Source organism: Limnobacter sp. SAORIC-580 (assembly GCF_013004065.1).
Taxonomy (GTDB): Bacteria; Pseudomonadota; Gammaproteobacteria; order Burkholderiales; family Burkholderiaceae_B; genus Limnobacter; species Limnobacter profundi.
Genome location: NZ_CP053084.1, coordinates 481,362 through 498,047, shown reverse-complemented (window position 1 = coordinate 498,047; position 16,686 = coordinate 481,362). Strand labels below are relative to the sequence as shown.

Genomic DNA, 16,686 nt, shown 5'->3' with positions numbered 1-16,686 from the left:
GTTTACATTCCAAACCAAGACCCAAAAATGGGCAGCGGAATACCCAAACCTTTGACGAATACCAGGCTACAAAAAATAGCCGCGCCAAAAGCAATACCCAGGGTGAACTTCCAATTGAAAAATTTGCTGGCCATTGCAGAAATACCGAACACCGCCATGACTGCAATTGCAAGACCTGCACCTTCCACCAACAAGGCAAATACAATGATGGAAATGGTGACGTAAATAATTTTTGAAAAGGCAAAGCCTTTCAGGGGTTCGCCTTCAACAATGAATGAGCGAACCAGTGAGGCTGCGCCAATCAAAATAAGCAAACCACTTAATACTTTGGGAAAATAGCCGGGGCCCATGCTAATGGCTGTGCCCATTTCATAGTCAGCAGCCATGTACAAAGCTGCTGCACCGATAATCAGGTACAGCAGCCCGGCCCAAAAGTCTCGTAAATCTTTTGGCATTTTAGATCTCTGTTATAGATCAGTCAGCGTACTGACCAGCTTTGTCGATAATTGGCTTCCAACGTGCAATTTCAGCATCCAGGTGCTTGCGCAAGGCGGCTGGTGTGGCTTGGTCTTGAGGCACTGGCTCGGTGCCCAATTCAGCAAAACGCGAAATCACTGCTGGGTCTTTCAAGGCTGTTTGCAGAGACTTGCTCAGGCGATCAATGATGGGCTTGGGTGTGCCTTTGGGGGCATACAAACCGTGCCAAACACCCACTTCAAAACCAGGCAAACCAGCCTTGTCCAATGTTGGCAGATCAGGCAGAGAGGCCACTGGCTTTTTGGTGGTCACGGCGTAGGCCTTGATTTTTCCGCCTTTGATTTGGCTGGTGGTGTTGGTGGTTTGGTCACACATGAAGTCGACCTGACCGCCCAACAAATCGTTCATCGCTGGGCCAGTGCCTTTGTAAGGAACCGTTGTAAGGTCTACACCCACAGCTGTCTGGAACAACATGCCGCACAGGTGCGAAGCTGAACCAATACCTGCATTGGCGTAAGTCACTTTGTCTTTGTTGGTTTTGATGTAGGCCAGCAATTCCTGCATGTTTTTGGCAGGCATATTGCCACGGGCCACGATGGTCATGGGTACATCGGTTACCAGGCCAATGGTTTCAAAATCAGTTGATGCGTTGTACGACAGTTTTCGATACAAGGAAGGCGCAGTGGACTGACCAATGTGGTGAAGGAAAATGTTGTAGCCATCGGGTGCTGAACGGGCTGCCTTGCCAGCAGCCAGAGTACCGCCTGCACCGCCGAGGTTTTCAACAATCACTTGTTGGCCCAGGTCTTTGGACATGGACTGTGCAATCAAACGACCCACCGTGTCAGTTGGGCCACCCGCTGCAAATGGGATCAGCATGGTGATGACTTTGGACGGGTAAGCATCTTGGGCTTGCACGGAACCCACCAAGCCCAACAGGGCAACTGCCAATACGGATTTAATCGATTTCTTCACGGAACTCTCCTTGTGATTTGTATCAGAATGTCAACTGCGAAAGCTGTTTTTCTTATTGAATTTCCACACATATTTGCGCAGGTGGATGGAGTATCAGCATGCCCGTGATGCGCAGCAATTGTGGTTTTCCATATACGCAGAAACCACAGCATGAGCCATTCGGAGAGAAGTTCAAATCAAAAAATACTGCGCGACGAAGCTTAAAAAAAAGTTAGCTTAAGAAAATTAACTAAATTACAGCGAAAAATAAGTAAATACCTTTTTTTCAATAAAAATAGTTTATAAATCGATATTAATTGAAAGGGTAATGCAATCACCTACCCAGCAAAAAATGAATAAAAAAATCGACTAATGCGCTCAGTGAGCGGCCATTATTTTTTTGTTTGAGTACTCAACCAGTCGTTCAAGGCGGTTGCAACCACCTGATTAATGCCTTGATCTGTACCTACCGCGTATTCACGCAGGCGACTTACCAAATCGGCAGGTAGACGGTAATTCACCGGAACCAGTTTGCTGGCGGGAATGTCCGCAGCACGCTCACGTTTGTTGTTTTGCACTTTGGAGGCTTGGCCGAAACGATCAGGAAGGCTTTCGGATTTCAGTGAACCGTCAAGTTTCTTGGCCATGTTTTTGGCCATGTCGGTGGATTTAAGCGCCATGGGGTTCCTGAGGAAAGGGGCAGATCGGGAACGAAGTATAGCGCCAAACCACGCCCCGAGGTGAGCCAACGATTAAGCCACTGTCAAGCCCGCTTGATCAAACGAATCAACATCAACAACACCACTGCGCCGACGGTTGCCACCACAATGCTTCCCAACAAACCACCGCCGCTGGAAACCCCCAGTGAATTGAACAGGAAACCACCCACAAAGGCACCAATTACGCCAACCACCAGGTCGCCGATCAAACCGAAACCACCGCCCCGAACCAACTTTCCAGCCAACCAGCCAGCAATAATCCCAACCAGCAAAAAGACCAACAGACTCATTTTATTCTCCTAAAACGAATGGACGAAACGTGGAGACGTGACCAAATCGCCAGAACAAAGGTCGTTTTTTTCGTACTCGGCAACCAAGGCAGCGGCCTGATCAAAGTGCTCAGAGGCAACAAATACATTGGCAAAACCGGTGGGGGAGAGGTCGCCGACAGCGCCCTGAAGAAAATGGCCGCCGACGTAAGTGGGTATTTCGCAGGCGTTCAGCATACCGGCAACGATATGCGCCTCGATAATGTTGCCCGCTTTATAAACAATTTCCATGTTGCCCCCTTGTTCAGCAAGACTAGCCGAAAACAAGGAAGCAGGTAAACACATCATGTGACTGAATGCTAACGGGCACTCACGCGAAGTACCTTGCCATCCGAGCTGTCGGTCAACAGGTAAATTGCACCATCGGGGCCTGTGCGAACATCCCTGAAACGCGCACCCACTTCTTTGAACAACACTTCTTCTTCAGACGCTTTGTTGCCTTTCAACACGACTCGACTGACCTGCTGGGCCTTCAGTGCACCCACCAGCAAGTTGCCTTTCCACTGGGGAAACATGTCGCCGTTGTAAACAGTGATGCCCGAGGGGGCGATGGACGGCACCCAGTAAATTGCGGGTTGTTGGGTACCCTCGTATTCTTTGTAGGGTGAAATTTGTGCACCGGTGTAGTCGATGCCGTAGGTGGCTTTGGGCCAGCCGTAATTGGTCCCGGGGGTAATAACGTTCACTTCGTCGCCACCACGCGGACCATGCTCATGAGCGATCAAGCGTTTGTTGGCGGCATCGTAGGCCAGGCCCTGAACGTTGCGATGACCGTAACTATAAATTTCAGGTTTGGCGCCCTGTTTGCCCACAAAGGGATTGTCTTTGGGCACAGAACCATCGGCATTGAGCCGAACAATTTTTCCAAGGTGATTCGACAAATTCTGCGCTTCTTCACGGTAACTGTAACCATCGCCCAGTGTCACGATCAGCGTGTTGTCGGGCAGCCACGCCATGCGCCCGCCATAATGGGCACTGCCTGATTTTGCCATTTGCGAACGGAAAATTTCTTTGACATTCGCAAGGCTGTTCTCGCCAAGCTTGGCGCTGGCCACACACAGATGGTTTGCACTGCGCGTGCCGCAGGCATAGCTGAGAAAAATTTGCTGACTTTGCGCAAAATCGTGGGAGGGCAAGACATCAAACAAACCCGCCTGGCCGCCATAAAATACCTTCGGAACACCAGCGATTGGGGCATTCACCAATTTGCCATCGGCCGCCACCAGGCGCAGCTGGCCAGGTTTCTCGGTGATCAATGCGCGGCCATCAGGTAAAAATGCAATGGACCAGGGACTGTCCAAACCATCGGCAAAAGTCTCGATTGTGTAGGGTTTGGCAGATTGGGCCTGGGCCTGGCCGGGTGGCAGCGCAACACTGGCAATCAGTAATGCAAGAATTGCTGGACTGGCCGACATTTTGCGGGTCGACAGTTTGGCGAACAAGGCGCCCGAGACCGCCGCGGCTGCAAGCATGGAAAACATGCCCCCGACGGTGCGGGTGGATGAAATAAGTATTGGCATTGGTGCAATCATGTCGACCACTTTGAAAGTTACCCACAGACCCAGTGCAGCACCGAAAACACACCAAAAGGTACGCCATGCAGTGCCGGTGAAACGCGTGAACAGCAATGCGACGGCCTGAGATACCGCAAAACTGCACCCAAAGATGACTGCATAAACCGGCGAGAAGTTCCCGAGATCGTGCAGGGTGGTGTGAAGCCGTGTACTCCATGGAATGACAACCCCCAGGTTTTGCAATGCCTGCAAATTGACCTGTGACTGCACCAGGGTGCCCAGTAAGGAACCCAGCAACCAGACCAAAAGCCAAACCAGAAAAACCGAAAACCATTTGTTTGCGTGATTCATGAAAGCATGCCCAAGACGGCCGGCGCGTGCCGAACCTGATGTGTTAACACAATAATTCGATTGATTTATTCGGGTTGTCGCCCATATGAAATGGACTGAACCACGCCCCCCCGAAAGCGTACAGTGGCAATCAAATTACCCTGCCCCCTGTCGTACACCCACACTTCTACGGGCAGGCAAGGCACCAGCGATTGCGCAAACGGAGAGGGAACCGGTTGCAGGGTACCGGGAAAATACACTGGATCACAAAAAGTATCTTTCAAAGCGGGTTGCCCGCATTTGTAGAGCACAGAGACCCTGCTGTCGCCCTCATAGGCACTGCCCTGCGAACACCGCAAGGCCTCTGCTTTGACTGGCGAAACCAGGAAAAACAGAACAAACATTCCGACTGTGTGCAGTGCATGTTTCATGGTTCAACTGTCTCCTTCGTGATTTCGACAGCTCAGAAAAAACGAAAGTTCAGTGAATAGCGCAATCAACCGAGAAGGCTTAGCCGTAAACCGCTACCACCTGATAGCCCAGCGATGCCAGTTGACCATTCGGGGTCCACAGTTTGGCGCTTTGATTCACATAGCCGTCCGCACCGGCTTTGGTTTCCATGTCGATTTGAAACCAGCCTTCACTGTCGATATTGGCAGGAATGGGTGGCAATTCAAGCGACCAGCTTACCGAACTGGCCATGACAGGCCCTTTAAAGTGACTAAGGCAAGGTGTGGGCGGGCCATCGCTGAGCATGACAATCAGTACTTCAGGGCTCAGGTTTTTATCAGTGGCACGAATGTAAATGCCACTTTCCCAAAACGGGTTGCCCATGTAGGGAATGCTGCCCAGCGCCCAGCGCATTTCAACGTGCTGCAAAAAGTTGGGGGTAATTTTCGGAATGAAAGGCAATGGCGCAATGTCGTCCACTGGCTTGGGCAGCGGTTTGTGCTGCGGGCTAAGGACTGGCAATGCGGTTTCACGCGGGGCGCCAAACACACCCACCACCAAACCCGCCAAGGTTTCGTCGCTGTAAATTTCACATTGCACCTGACTGACACTTTTGCCCTGCCGGAGCAAACGCGTGCGGTACACCACATCACCAGCGGGCACAGGGCCCACAAAATTGGTTTGCAGCGCACGCAAGGGCATGTCGATACCCAGCGTATCGCGCATGGCAACCACGGCAAGTGCTGAGAGGAAGCCACCGAACATGGTGCGACCCTGCATCCAGTCCTCGGTGGCGGTGAACGTGACTGTATCGCCACTCAAACGGCGATTGGACAAAATTTCTGAAAGTGCAACGGTCATGCTGAGCCCTTGGTGCTTATTGGATTAGTTTTCGAACTGCTTGAAATTGGGGGCACGCTTTTCGCCAAATGCTTTGAATGCCTCTTGTGCCGGGGCTTGCGGAATCATGCTCATGAACAAGTGCCCTTCTTCGGCCATTTTTTCGGCCACAGCAGTTTTGTTGGCCGACTTCATCAAACGCTTGGTGGTCAACAGGCTTGTAAGTGGCAGGTCGAGCAGTTTTTTCACTTGCGCTTGCACATGTGCGTCCAGTGCCGCTGGTTCAAGCACATCGGAAACAATGCCGGTGTCGTAGGCTTTCAAGGCGGTGAAAATATCGCCCAGCAACAACAGTTCAGCCGCTTTCTGATAACCCGCAGAGATAGGCAGCAACAGGCTGGACGCCGCTTCCGGGCACAAGCCCAGCTTCACGAAAGGCATGGAAAATTTTGCGGTGCTTGCTGCATACACCAAATCACAGTGCAGCAATACGGTAGTGCCGATACCAATGGCCAAACCTTGCACCTGTGCTACCACAGGCTTGGGGAAGACAGAGATCATGCGAAGAAAACGAAACACCGGTGCGTCCAGATCGGTGGGGGGGTTGTTCAGAAAATCGCCCAGATCGTTGCCCGCAGAAAAACAGCCTTCATGGCCTTTGAGCAACACCACTTTCACGCCACTGCTGTGCGTGGCATCGCGAAATGCATCCGCCAGCGCGGTGTACATGGCGTTGGTAAATGAGTTTTTGCGTTCTGGCCGATTGATGGTGATGGTCATCAAGCCATTGCTGATTTCTGTTTGAATGTCCACTGCCGTATTCCCTGTCTGTTTTTGTTGTAAAAACTCAAAAAAAACGGGTGAAGGTTTGCACCCACACCCGCTTTGATTTGCGCTGAAATTACACGCGTTCGAAGATGCCTGCTGCACCCATGCCGGTACCGATACACATGGTCACCATACCGTATTTCAGGTTGTGCCTGCGCAGTGCATGCACTACAGTGGCTGCGCGAATTGCACCGGTTGCACCCAGTGGGTGGCCCAAGGCGATTGCGCCGCCCATGGGGTTCACCTTGGCTGGGTCCAGTTCCAGGTCTTTCATCACAGCCAAGGATTGCGCGGCAAAGGCTTCGTTCAATTCAAACCAGTCGATGTCGCTGGCTTTCAGGCCAGCAGTTTTCAACACCGCAGGAATTGCTTCCTTGGGGCCAATACCCATGATTTCGGGAGGCACACCACGCACGGCAAAACCGCGCCACTTGGCCAGGGGAGTGAGGTTGTAGCGCTTCACGGCTTCTTCAGAAGCAAGAATCAAGGCACCAGCACCATCACTCATTTGCGAGCTGTTACCGGCGGTCACTGAGCCCTTGGCAGCGAATACAGGCTTGAGTTTGGTCAGCCCCTCAATCGAAGAGTCGGCACGGGGGCCTTCATCCAGCTTCACTTCTTTGGTGCTGGTTTTGATTTCGCCTGTGGACAAATCAGGCGTGGCTTTTACAACGGTGAACGGTGTAATTTCATCGTTGAACTCGCCGGCCTGTTGAGCGGCGATTGCCTTTTTGTGGCTGTTCAAGGCGAATTCGTCTTGTGCATCACGGCTGATGCCCCACTGCTGGGCTACCTTTTCGGCGGTCATGCCCATGCCATACGCAATACCCAGGTTTTCATCTTTCTGGAAAATTGCGTTGTTGAAGCTGGGCTTGTTGCCGCTCATGGGCACCATGCTCATGCTTTCGGCGCCGGCTGCAATCATGACTTCGGCTTCGCCCATGGCAATGGCGTTGGCAGCCATTGACACAGCCGTAATACCAGACGCACAGAAGCGGTTGATCGTGACGCCACCCACAGTGTTGGGCAGACCTGCCAGCAACACAGCGATACGGGCCATGTTCATGCCCTGCTCGCCTTCGGGGAATGCACAACCCACGATCGCATCGTTGATTGAGGCTGGGTCGAGAGTTGGCACCTGGGCCATGGCGCTGGCAATGGCATGCACCAGCAGGTCATCGGGGCGGGTGTCTTTAAACACGCCACGGGGGGCCTTGCCGATTGGGGTGCGCGTTGCTGCGACAATGTAAACATCTTTACAAGCTTGAGCCATGTTTGCTCTCCTTAATTAGTTACGCACTGGCTTGCCGGTTTGCAGCATGCCCATGATTCGTTCTTGTGTCTTGGGGTTGTCGAGCAACTTCACGAAGTGCTTGCGTTCCAGGTTCAGGAACCACTCTTCATCCACCAAGGAGCCAGTTTCAATTTCGCCACCGCACACCACTTCGGCGATTACGCAGCCCAAATGGAAGTCGTAAGCAGAGATGAAACCGCCGTCGCGCATGTTGACCAGTTGCGCCTTGATGGTGGCGTAGCCTGATTTGCCTGCGGCGGGTACACCCTTGATTTTATGGGGTGGGCGATAGCCGCCGTCGAACATGGCGCGTGCGCGTGAAATGGCGACATACAGCAGTTCATGGCTGTTGAAGACGATGGTGTCGGATTCCTTGATGAAGCCGAGGTCGCGACATTCCATGGCCGAAGTGCCCACCTTGGCGGTTGCTGCGGTCATGAAGCCGTCTTTCAGGAAGGCCAATACATCGGCAGAACCTGCTTTTTGAGCAGCCAAACCAGCGTTGATGGCGATTTCTTTCAAGCCACCGCCACCGGGAATCAGGCCAACGCCCACTTCCACCAGGCCCATGTAGCTTTCAAGGTTGGCCACACGTGCAGCACAGTGAATAGCAAATTCGCAACCACCGCCCAATGCCAAACCAGTCACGGCTGCGACAGTTGGAACTTGTGCATATTTCAGCGCAGCAGTGCCTTTCTGGAATTCAGCCACCATGGGTTCAATGGCCTTGCCGCCGCCCTGCATGAATGCAGGCAACATGGCTTGCAGGTCGGCACCTGCGGAGAAGGGCTCATTCGGGCTCCACAGCACCAGGCCTTTGTAGCTTTTTTCAGCCAAGGCGATGGCTTCATGCGTGCCGGTGATCACATCGGGACCAATGGCGTGCATTTTGGTTTTAATCGACAAGATCAACACATCATCATGGCCGGGTGCGGTCCAAATGCGAACTGCATCGTTTTCTTTGATGGTGGTGCCACCGTTGTGGCCAGTCACGGTTGTTTCGCCCAATACTTTGGCGCGGAAAATTTGGCGCTGGTACACCGGCAAATCTTTGCGGGGTACGAATGAATTGCTTGCTGGGCTGAATGCGCCAGCGGTACTGTACACGCCGCCGTTGTCTGCAACAGGGCCTTCAAATACCCAAGCTGGCAAAGGTGCGTTGCACAAGGCTTCGCCTGCATCGATGTCGACCTTCACCCACTGGGCAACCTGCTTCCAGCCTGCGGCTTGCCAGGTTTCAAATGGACCTTCTGTCCAGCCATAACCCCAGCGCAGTGAGAAATCAACTTCACGTGCTGTGTCTGCGATGTCGTTCAGGTGGAATGCGATGTAATGGAATGCATCACGGAAAATCGCCCACAGGAATTTGGCCTGTGGATGCTCGGAAGCACGCAAAGCAGCCATGCGTTCGGCCACATTGCGGTTCTTCAAAATCTTCAGCACGGCTTCGTCGGCCTTGCCCTCAGACGCCACATAGCTGCTGGTGTTTGCATCAAACACCATGATCTGCTTGCCTTCTTTCTTGAAGAAGCCACCTTTGGTTTTCTGGCCCAGTGCGCCTTTCTCAACCAGTGTTTTCAACACTGCTGGTGTGGCATAACTGGATGCAAACGGATCGTTGGGCAATGTGTTTTGCATGGTTGCAATCACGTGGCCCATGGTGTCCAGACCAACCACATCCGCAGTGCGGAAGGTGGCCGATTTTGCACGGCCCAGTTTGGAACCAGTCAGCTGGTCGACGATGTCAAATGGAATGCCGTACTTTTGCGCTTCAGCCATGGTGGCCAGCATGCCAGCCACGCCCACGCGGTTGGCCACGAAGTTGGGCGTGTCTTTGGCAGTAATAATTCCCTTGCCCAAGGTGGTGGTCAGGAAGGTTTCCAGATTGTCCAGAATGTCTTGGCGTGTGGTCGGCAGCGGAATCAGTTCGCACAGGTGCATGTAACGGGGTGGGTTGAAGAAGTGAACGCCACAGAAGCGGCTCTTCAGTTCTGCATCAAAACCTTCGCTCAGCTTGGAGATGCTCAAACCCGATGTGTTGGTTGCAAAAATAGCAGTGGCGTTGATGTGCGGTGCCACTTTTTTGTACAGGTCGTGTTTCCAGTCCATGCGCTCGGCAATGGCTTCGATCACCAAATCGCAGCCCTGCAGCAATTCCAGGTGCTCTTCGTAGTTGGCTGCTTGCACGTATTGCGCAACGTCCTTCGCGCCAAACGGGGCAGGCTTCAGTTTCGTCAGGTTCAAGATGGCTTTGTCTACGATGCCGTTCTTGGGACCTTCTTTGGCGGGCAGATCAAACAGCACCACGGGCACTTTGGCATTGGCACAGTGGGCAGCAATTTGTGCGCCCATCACGCCAGCGCCGAGCACGGCGACTTTGCGAACGATGAAATTGGACACGCGTGTCTCCTTCGAGTTAATTGGATTCAACGCCCGCAACCACGTGTGGCTGCGGGGTACTACGGGACAGGATTTGTTAGAACAGGTCGGCTTCCATTTCCATCAGGCTGCTGGAACCCGCACGCGCCTTGCGAATCAGCATGGCGGTTTCAGGCAGCATTTTCTCGAAGTAGAAACGGGCTGTATGCAGTTTGGCGGTGTAGAACTTGTCGCCACTGGCTTGCTTTTCCAGCGCGATTTTTGCAGCTTTCGCAAAGAAGTAGCCGTAGAACAGGTGGCCCACAACACGCAGGTAATCCACGGCTGCAGCACCCACTTCATCTGGGTTTTGCATGGCCTTGCCACCAATTTCCATGGTCAGTTTGCTGACCTTGTCGCCCAAATCAGCCAGGGGTTCAATGAACTCTTTCATGGCTGGGTTGTTGGCTTGTTCTTCACACAACGCGCGCACCATTTTGCCGAACTTCATCAGCTTGGCGCCACCGTCGCCCAGCACTTTACGACCCAGCAGGTCCAGTGACTGAATGGTGTTGGTGCCTTCGTAGATCATGTTGATGCGGCTGTCACGAACATACTGTTCCATGCCCCACTCAGCGATGTAACCGTGGCCGCCATACACTTGCATACAGTGTGATGTGGCTTCCCAAGCGTTGTCGGTGATGAAGGCTTTTACGATTGGCGTGGCCAGGGCAACCATGTCGGATGCTTCCTTGCGAACGGCTTCATCAGGGTGGTTCAATTCCTTGTCCAGTTCCAGTGCGGTCCACATGCACAGTGCACGGCCACCTTCGGCGTATGCGCGAGTGGTAAGCAACATTTTCCGCACATCGGGATGAACGATGATGGGGTCAGCAGGTTTGTCAGTGGCCTTGGGGCCAGTCAGCGAACGGCTTTGAATGCGATCCTTCGCATAAACAACAGCGTTTTGATAAGCCACTTCAGTCAGGCCCAATGACTGCATGCCCACGCCCAGACGGGCTGCGTTCATCATCACGAACATGGCGGCCAGGCCACGATGGGGTTGGCCAATCAGCCAACCTGTTGCACCGTCCAGGTTCATTTGGCAAGTGGCGTTGCCGTGAATACCCATTTTGTGTTCAATGGCGCCGCAGAAAATCGGGTTGCGCTCACCAATGGAACCGTCGGCATTCGGAATGAACTTGGGTACCAGGAACAAGGAAATGCCTTTGGTGCCCACAGGCGCATCGGGCAGTCGTGCCAACACCAGGTGAATGATGTTCTCGGCCATGTCATGTTCGCCAGAGCTGATGAAGATTTTCGCGCCGGTAATTTTGTAGCTGCCATCGGCCTGTGGCTCAGCCTTGCTGCGCAACATGCCCAGGTCGGTGCCGCAGTGTGGTTCGGTCAGGCACATGGTGCCAGTCCATTCGCCGCTGGTCAGCTTGGGCAGGTACAGATCTTTCTGTTCCTGGCTGCCGTGCTCGTGCAGGCAATCGTAGGCGCCGTGCGTCAGGCCGGGGTACATGGTCCAGGCCTGGTTGGCGCTGTTCATCATTTCGTAGAACGCCTGGTTCACGGTCACGGGCAGGCCTTGACCACCGTAGTTGGGGTCGCAGCTTAGCGAGGCCCAGCCAGCTTCCACAAACTGCTGGTAGGCTTCCTTGAAACCGGTTGGGGTTTTCAGGGAATGGTCGGCCTTGTTCAAAGTACAACCTTCCGAATCGCCCACAGCGTTCAGGGGTTGCAACACTTCCGCGCAGAATTTGCCGCCTTCTTCGATGATCTGATTCACCGTGTCTGCGTCAATTTCTTCAAAGGCGGGAATGCTTTTGAAAGTGGCTTCTGCGTTCAACATTTCGTGCAGTACGAATTGCATGTCGCGGATCGGGGGCGTGTATTGGCTCATTGAAGTGTCTCCTGGTACTACTGGCTCAGAATTTCTGACTGGGTTTGCTGGTAATGCTGAATCATGCGCTCGAAGCCTTGGCTGGCCCGCTTCACAGACGAGGAATCGCCCATGAGGCGACCTTGCTGGTGGGCTGCCAGAATCAGGCCGACCATCTCGAAAACGAGTTGATCCGCATGGGCCTGATTGGCGGGTAAATGGTTTTCTTCGATGGCCTGTGCCGTGGCACGGTGCATTTCTTTTTGCCAGTCGCGATGCATTTTCACCAGGACATCGCGAACTGCCCCTGGCCTGTCATCGTATTCTGTCGCGCCTGAAATATAGATGCAACCACTGTCGATTTCCTTGCCGATCCGGTCAAGCCAGCGCATGAAAATTGCGCGCAAACGCGGCAATCCACGGGGCTCTTTCAGGCAGGGGAACAACACGGCATTGATGAATTGGGTTTCGTACTCTTGAAGTACGGCAATTTGAAGCTCTTCGCGCGAACCAAAGTGGGCAAACACACCACTTTTGCTCATGGTCATTTTTTCTGCGATGGAGCCAATGGTTAAACCCTCGAGCCCTTGCGTGGACGCGATTTCAAGCGCCGCCTCAACAATGGCGGCTCGGGTTTGTTCACCTTTGCGCATATAGAAAATAGACCGAACGTTCGTTTTTTTATGAGTGTACGCTATTTCTTCAGGAAAAAGGGAATGGGCCAGGTTAGAGAAATTCTTCTAGGGCATCATGATCTGCAAATAATTATTCAAATTATTTGAACAATTACTGCGAAAAAGGTCACTCGATTTTTGGCAATTGAACGCGCATGATTCGCTCATCGATTCAGTGAATCGCAAACCCAATACGGAGAATTGAAATGACTACAGCAAACACAACACACGCAGGCACGAATGTGCTGGACAATGCCTTTAACTCATCCGCCTCAACCATTGCCCTGATTGGCCGGGTTCTACTGGCTGCCATGTTTGTTCTGGCGGGCTTCGACAAAATCGGTGGGTTCGAGGGCACCGCCGGGTACATCGGTTCTGTGGGTCTGCCTTTTCCAGAAGTACTTACTGTGCTGACCATTGCGGTTGAAATTGGCGCGGGGCTGGCCTTGATCGTCGGCTTCCAGGTACGAATTGCAGCGCTGCTGCTGGCCGGCTTCACCCTAGCTGCCTCAGTGCTGTTTCACAACTACTGGGCCATGCCTGCTGAACAAGCCTATGTTCAGCAACTGATGTTCATGAAAAACGTCAGTGTGGCTGGTGGCCTGCTAATGATTGTGGCTTTGGGTGGCGGCACACTTGGCTTGAGCAAAGGCAAGTAAAAAGCAATCAGTGGGCAAATCAGCGGGCTGAACGGCCCGCTGTTCACACCACTGGAAATACTGCTTCGCCAGCCTGGGGATTCACTGCATAACCGCCCGTGAAAGCACCAAATGAAGGCAGTATGAGCTGATCGGTTTTCAGGTAGAAGCATGGCACTCGGGCTCGGCTTCTGCCTTTTCCGTTCAGCACCACGACTGGGTGCTCATGCCCGGCAAGCACCAAAGCATTTTGTACGGTTTGCGGGTGATGGCACAAAGCAAACCCACCCAGCATGAAAGGCTCCTCCACCACCGAAATGTTCAAACTTGCGGGCGGACCACCTGCCTTGCTGTCGTGATTGCCGCGAATCAACGTCATGGCCAGGTTTGTGTGCTGGGCACGCCAAGCCAGCAGTTTGCCAAGCAAGTCGGGGTTGTGCGCCATTTTTGCGTGCAACAAATCGCCCAGAAAATACACCGAAAGTGGATTGAATTCTGCAATGCATTCTGAGAGCTTATCGAGATTCTCTTGCGTGGTCCCGGCTGGCACTGGCACACCCAGGCTGCGAAAAGTAGCGGCTTTTCCCAAATGAACGTCGGCGACAAAAAGCGCCTTGTGTGCGGGTGAAAACGCCGTTTTGTGGCGCGACAGTTGAAGTGCGCCAAAAGGTGTTTCCATTGAATGTACTGAAGAGTTTGCTGACAACAAATGCACGGTGAAGATGACCTGAATTGTAATTTTGAAATCTGTTAAACCTGAGCAGCTTTCTCCAGCTCGGCCACCATTCTTGCCACACGATCGCTGAGCTTTTCCGTGCTAACGGTTTCGCGCAATCGCTCAATCAGCAAGGGAAACGCAAAAGGTGTTGGGCGATCAATCGACTTGAACACCAAAGTTTTGCGGTGAATTGCACAAAGCGCTGCCTCCATTCGTTTCAAATCAAGCTCTTGTTCAAGCGCCTCACGCTGGGCCTGGTCCAGCAACAAATTATTTTGATCGTGTTTTTTGAACACCTCAAAAAACAAACCGCTGGAGGCTTGTAACTGCTTTGCACTTTTTCCCGCCCCGGGGAAGCCTTGAAAAACCAACCCCGCAATTCTGGCGATTTCCCGGAAACGTCGCTGGGCGAGTTCAGAAGCGTTGAGACAAGCCAACACATCCTCAAAAAGATTCTCCGTTGAAAACAACGGGGCTTGCGCAAGGCTGCCCGCAATCCATTCATGCCAGTTCACGGGTTCCGCGCTCAACAGCTCAAACCCATAATCGTTCATGGCAATTGAGAACGTACCCGGTTTGTGCCGCGAGGCACGCCAGGCCAGAAGACTGGCCAAACCAATGTGCACCGTGCGTCCTTCAAATGGATACACAAACAGGTGGTGACCTTCTTTGCTGTGCAGCGCTTCAATCAGCAAGTTGCCCGTATTGGGCAAAGCACTCCAGCGCATTTGCAAAGCCAGCAAACTCTCAAGTGCCTGCAGCTCAGGCAAGGCGGTCTTTTTTCCAGAAGAAATAGCCTGATGTGCCAACTCCAGCATTTGCAGGGAGGCGTGAGCAAGTTCACTGCTCAAGGGCATTTTACCGCCCTGCCACTGCGGCACTGTCGCTTTTTTGCGGTTGGCTTTGCGCACATACGCGGTCATGTCACGCACCTTCACCAGTTCAAGCACGCGGCCTGCAAAACTGAAACAATCACCCGTTTTCAGGCGTGCAATAAACCCTTCCTCAATGGTGCCAAGGCGCCCGCCAGTCATCCACGCCACATGCATGGCGGCATCAGAAACAATGGTGCCCACCGACATGGCATGCCTGCGCGCAATGTCACGCCGCGGCACGCGGTAAATGCCTTCCTCATCGGCAGCTACCCTTTGATAGTCCGGATATGCCGCCAGGCTTTCGCCTCCCTTTTCTACAAAAGCCAGGGCCCAATCGAACTGGGAGCGGCTCAAATTTTCATACGCACTTGTGGTGCACACTTCGGCAAACAATTCATCGGGTTTAAATCCAGTGCCCATGGCCACAGTCACCAGGTGCTGCACCAACACGTCCAGTGGGGCCTGTGGGCTGAAACGCGATTCAATCTGTTTTTGCTGGGCAGCATGTCGGGCCGCAGCAGCCTCGACCAATTCAAGCGCATGGGTGGGCACCACGGTAATTCGAGAGGGCCTGCCGGGTGCGTGCCCGGAACGGCCTGCACGTTGAAGCAGACGGGCGACGCCCTTGGGCGAGCCAATTTGAATCACGCGTTCTACGGGTAAAAAATCGACGCCCAGATCAAGCGATGAAGTACACACTACGGCCTTCAGGCTGCCGTTTTTTAATCCTTGCTCAACCCAATCGCGCACGGTTTTATCGAGTGAGCCATGGTGCAAGGCCAGTAAACCGGCGTAGTCGGGCCGGGCTTCGAGCAAAGCCTGATACCAAATTTCGGCTTGGGAACGCGTATTGGTGAACACGAGGGTGGATGCAGACTGGTCGATTTCTCGCGCCACAAACTCGAGCTGATTCAAGCCCAGATGCCCACCCCATGGAAAACGCTCAAAGGTGTCAGGAATCAAGCTGTCGATCATCAATTGTTTGGGTAACTTGCCCTGGACCAAAGTGCACTTGGCGTGGTTTTTAACAGGGTGTAGCAGCACATCCATGGCCACCGGCAAGTTACCCAAGGTGGCGCTTAAACCCCACACCTGCAGACCCGGGTTAATGCGGGCCAGGCGTGCGATGGCCAACTGCAGTTGCACACCACGTTTGTTGCCGATCAGTTCATGCCATTCATCGACCACCAACACTTGCAGTTTGCTCAAGTTGGGCTGGCTGCTGGCGCGCGTGAACATCAGAGTCAGGCTTTCAGGCGTGGTGACCAAAGCGAAAGGGGGTTTGCGCAAAATGGCTGCTCGCGCGGCTGAATCGGTGTCGCCGGTTTGCAAGGCCACATCGCAATCACCCACCAAGGCTGACAGCGATTGTTGCAAAGCCTTGGTGCTGTCAGCAGCCAAGGCGCGCATGGGTGTTATCCACATGACACGGGTTGCAGCGCCCCTTGGCGTGGGAAGTTGTGCCAGCCTAAGCAAGGCACCCAACCACACCGCCAGGGTTTTACCGGCGCCAGTGGTGGCATGAAGCAAGCCGCTGTGGCCTTTTTGAAATGCCTTCCACACCTGCAATTGATACTCGAAAGGCTGCCAGCCTTGTGCGTCGAACCACTCCTGAAGATTGGCCAAGGTGAGTTCTGACAACGGCGGCCTATTCACATGAAGAGCGACTTCGGGGGCTTGACCTACAATGGCTGGTGCCGAATTTACTGCCCTGTCGGCCGCTTTCTTTTTGCGGCGCAAGGCCTTGAGCTGTGTGCCCACATTGGGGCCTGGCGGAATGCCTCGAAATTCAGACATGGT

Annotated in this window: 16 protein-coding genes; 1 reads left to right on the top strand and 15 read right to left on the bottom strand. The window is 53.4% G+C overall.

The window, feature by feature from the left end; all coding sequences use genetic code 11:
• Positions 1-2: 2 nt before the first annotated feature.
• The 13 genes from HKT17_RS02320 to HKT17_RS02260 all read right to left on the bottom strand — a co-directional run bounded on the left by HKT17_RS02320 (position 3) and on the right by HKT17_RS02260 (position 12,634).
• Entirely contained in the window at positions 3-455 is a 453-nt protein-coding gene (locus tag HKT17_RS02320; RefSeq protein WP_105028147.1) for a tripartite tricarboxylate transporter TctB family protein, read from the bottom strand.
• Between the two features lie 19 nt (positions 456-474).
• Positions 475-1,452 carry a tripartite tricarboxylate transporter substrate binding protein BugD gene (locus HKT17_RS02315; protein WP_105028146.1) on the bottom strand — a complete coding sequence of 326 codons (978 nt, stop codon included), beginning with the start codon at positions 1,450-1,452 and terminating at the stop codon, positions 475-477.
• Positions 1,453-1,823: 371 nt separating this feature from the next.
• Positions 1,824-2,111, bottom strand: coding sequence for a hypothetical protein (locus HKT17_RS02310; RefSeq protein WP_171097532.1), 288 nt, complete (start codon positions 2,109-2,111; stop codon positions 1,824-1,826).
• A gap of 83 nt (positions 2,112-2,194) precedes the next feature.
• Entirely contained in the window at positions 2,195-2,440 is a 246-nt protein-coding gene (locus tag HKT17_RS02305; RefSeq protein WP_171097530.1) for a GlsB/YeaQ/YmgE family stress response membrane protein, read from the bottom strand.
• Between the two features lie 9 nt (positions 2,441-2,449).
• Positions 2,450-2,710: a putative signal transducing protein gene (locus HKT17_RS02300; protein ID WP_171097528.1), complete on the bottom strand. Its 261-nt coding sequence runs from the start codon at positions 2,708-2,710 to the stop codon at positions 2,450-2,452.
• Between the two features lie 68 nt (positions 2,711-2,778).
• Positions 2,779-4,344, bottom strand: coding sequence for a PQQ-dependent sugar dehydrogenase (locus HKT17_RS02295; RefSeq protein ID WP_171097526.1), 1,566 nt, complete (start codon positions 4,342-4,344; stop codon positions 2,779-2,781).
• Positions 4,345-4,409: 65 nt separating this feature from the next.
• Positions 4,410-4,754 carry a DUF2845 domain-containing protein gene (locus HKT17_RS02290; RefSeq protein ID WP_171097524.1) on the bottom strand — a complete coding sequence of 115 codons (345 nt, stop codon included), beginning with the start codon at positions 4,752-4,754 and terminating at the stop codon, positions 4,410-4,412.
• A 79-nt stretch (positions 4,755-4,833) separates the two neighbouring features.
• Complete coding sequence (locus tag HKT17_RS02285) at positions 4,834-5,634, bottom strand: acyl-CoA thioesterase (protein WP_171097522.1); 801 nt, start codon at positions 5,632-5,634, stop codon at positions 4,834-4,836.
• 24 nt (positions 5,635-5,658) lie between these two features.
• Positions 5,659-6,426 (bottom strand): enoyl-CoA hydratase, encoded by a 768-nt coding sequence (locus HKT17_RS02280; RefSeq protein WP_171097519.1) that lies wholly within the window; start codon positions 6,424-6,426, stop codon positions 5,659-5,661.
• 88 nt (positions 6,427-6,514) lie between these two features.
• The gene (locus HKT17_RS02275) at positions 6,515-7,714 is read right to left on the bottom strand and encodes an acetyl-CoA C-acyltransferase (RefSeq protein WP_171097517.1); all 1,200 of its coding nucleotides are present in this window, start codon (positions 7,712-7,714) and stop codon (positions 6,515-6,517) included.
• A gap of 15 nt (positions 7,715-7,729) precedes the next feature.
• Positions 7,730-10,135 (bottom strand): 3-hydroxyacyl-CoA dehydrogenase/enoyl-CoA hydratase family protein, encoded by a 2,406-nt coding sequence (locus tag HKT17_RS02270; protein ID WP_171097515.1) that lies wholly within the window; start codon positions 10,133-10,135, stop codon positions 7,730-7,732.
• Between the two features lie 76 nt (positions 10,136-10,211).
• Positions 10,212-12,002: an acyl-CoA dehydrogenase C-terminal domain-containing protein gene (locus tag HKT17_RS02265; protein ID WP_171097512.1), complete on the bottom strand. Its 1,791-nt coding sequence runs from the start codon at positions 12,000-12,002 to the stop codon at positions 10,212-10,214.
• A 17-nt stretch (positions 12,003-12,019) separates the two neighbouring features.
• Positions 12,020-12,634: a TetR/AcrR family transcriptional regulator gene (locus HKT17_RS02260; RefSeq protein ID WP_171097511.1), complete on the bottom strand. Its 615-nt coding sequence runs from the start codon at positions 12,632-12,634 to the stop codon at positions 12,020-12,022.
• Between the two features lie 227 nt (positions 12,635-12,861).
• On the opposite strand from HKT17_RS02260, the gene HKT17_RS02255 reads away from it, so the two are divergent.
• Positions 12,862-13,314, top strand: a complete 453-nt coding sequence (locus tag HKT17_RS02255; protein ID WP_105028136.1) for a DoxX family protein — start codon at positions 12,862-12,864, stop codon at positions 13,312-13,314.
• Between the two features lie 43 nt (positions 13,315-13,357).
• Here HKT17_RS02255 and pdeM read toward each other — a convergent pair whose 3' ends face one another.
• Both pdeM and HKT17_RS02245 read right to left on the bottom strand, forming a co-directional pair.
• Positions 13,358-13,972, bottom strand: coding sequence for a ligase-associated DNA damage response endonuclease PdeM (gene pdeM / locus HKT17_RS02250; RefSeq protein WP_240965885.1), 615 nt, complete (start codon positions 13,970-13,972; stop codon positions 13,358-13,360).
• A 71-nt stretch (positions 13,973-14,043) separates the two neighbouring features.
• Complete coding sequence (locus HKT17_RS02245; protein WP_171097507.1) at positions 14,044-16,683, bottom strand: ligase-associated DNA damage response DEXH box helicase; 2,640 nt, start codon at positions 16,681-16,683, stop codon at positions 14,044-14,046.
• Positions 16,684-16,686: the final 3 nt, after the last annotated feature.

Excerpts from the sequence above, each read along its gene's own strand:
- HKT17_RS02265 (WP_171097512.1), bottom strand. The coding sequence starts at position 12,002 with ATGAGCCAATACACGCCCCCGATCCGCGACATGCAATTCGTACTGCAC.
- HKT17_RS02275 (WP_171097517.1), bottom strand. The coding sequence starts at position 7,714 with ATGGCTCAAGCTTGTAAAGATGTTTACATTGTCGCAGCAACGCGCACC.
- HKT17_RS02320 (WP_105028147.1), bottom strand. The coding sequence starts at position 455 with ATGCCAAAAGATTTACGAGACTTTTGGGCCGGGCTGCTGTACCTGATT.
- HKT17_RS02290 (WP_171097524.1), bottom strand. The coding sequence starts at position 4,754 with ATGAAACATGCACTGCACACAGTCGGAATGTTTGTTCTGTTTTTCCTG.
- HKT17_RS02310 (WP_171097532.1), bottom strand. The coding sequence starts at position 2,111 with ATGGCGCTTAAATCCACCGACATGGCCAAAAACATGGCCAAGAAACTT.
- HKT17_RS02260 (WP_171097511.1), bottom strand. The coding sequence starts at position 12,634 with ATGCGCAAAGGTGAACAAACCCGAGCCGCCATTGTTGAGGCGGCGCTT.
- HKT17_RS02295 (WP_171097526.1), bottom strand. The coding sequence starts at position 4,344 with ATGAATCACGCAAACAAATGGTTTTCGGTTTTTCTGGTTTGGCTTTTG.
- pdeM (WP_240965885.1), bottom strand. The coding sequence starts at position 13,972 with ATGGAAACACCTTTTGGCGCACTTCAACTGTCGCGCCACAAAACGGCG.
- HKT17_RS02285 (WP_171097522.1), bottom strand. The coding sequence starts at position 5,634 with ATGACCGTTGCACTTTCAGAAATTTTGTCCAATCGCCGTTTGAGTGGC.
- HKT17_RS02245 (WP_171097507.1), bottom strand. The coding sequence starts at position 16,683 with ATGTCTGAATTTCGAGGCATTCCGCCAGGCCCCAATGTGGGCACACAG.
- HKT17_RS02255 (WP_105028136.1), top strand. The coding sequence starts at position 12,862 with ATGACTACAGCAAACACAACACACGCAGGCACGAATGTGCTGGACAAT.
- HKT17_RS02300 (WP_171097528.1), bottom strand. The coding sequence starts at position 2,710 with ATGGAAATTGTTTATAAAGCGGGCAACATTATCGAGGCGCATATCGTT.
- HKT17_RS02305 (WP_171097530.1), bottom strand. The coding sequence starts at position 2,440 with ATGAGTCTGTTGGTCTTTTTGCTGGTTGGGATTATTGCTGGCTGGTTG.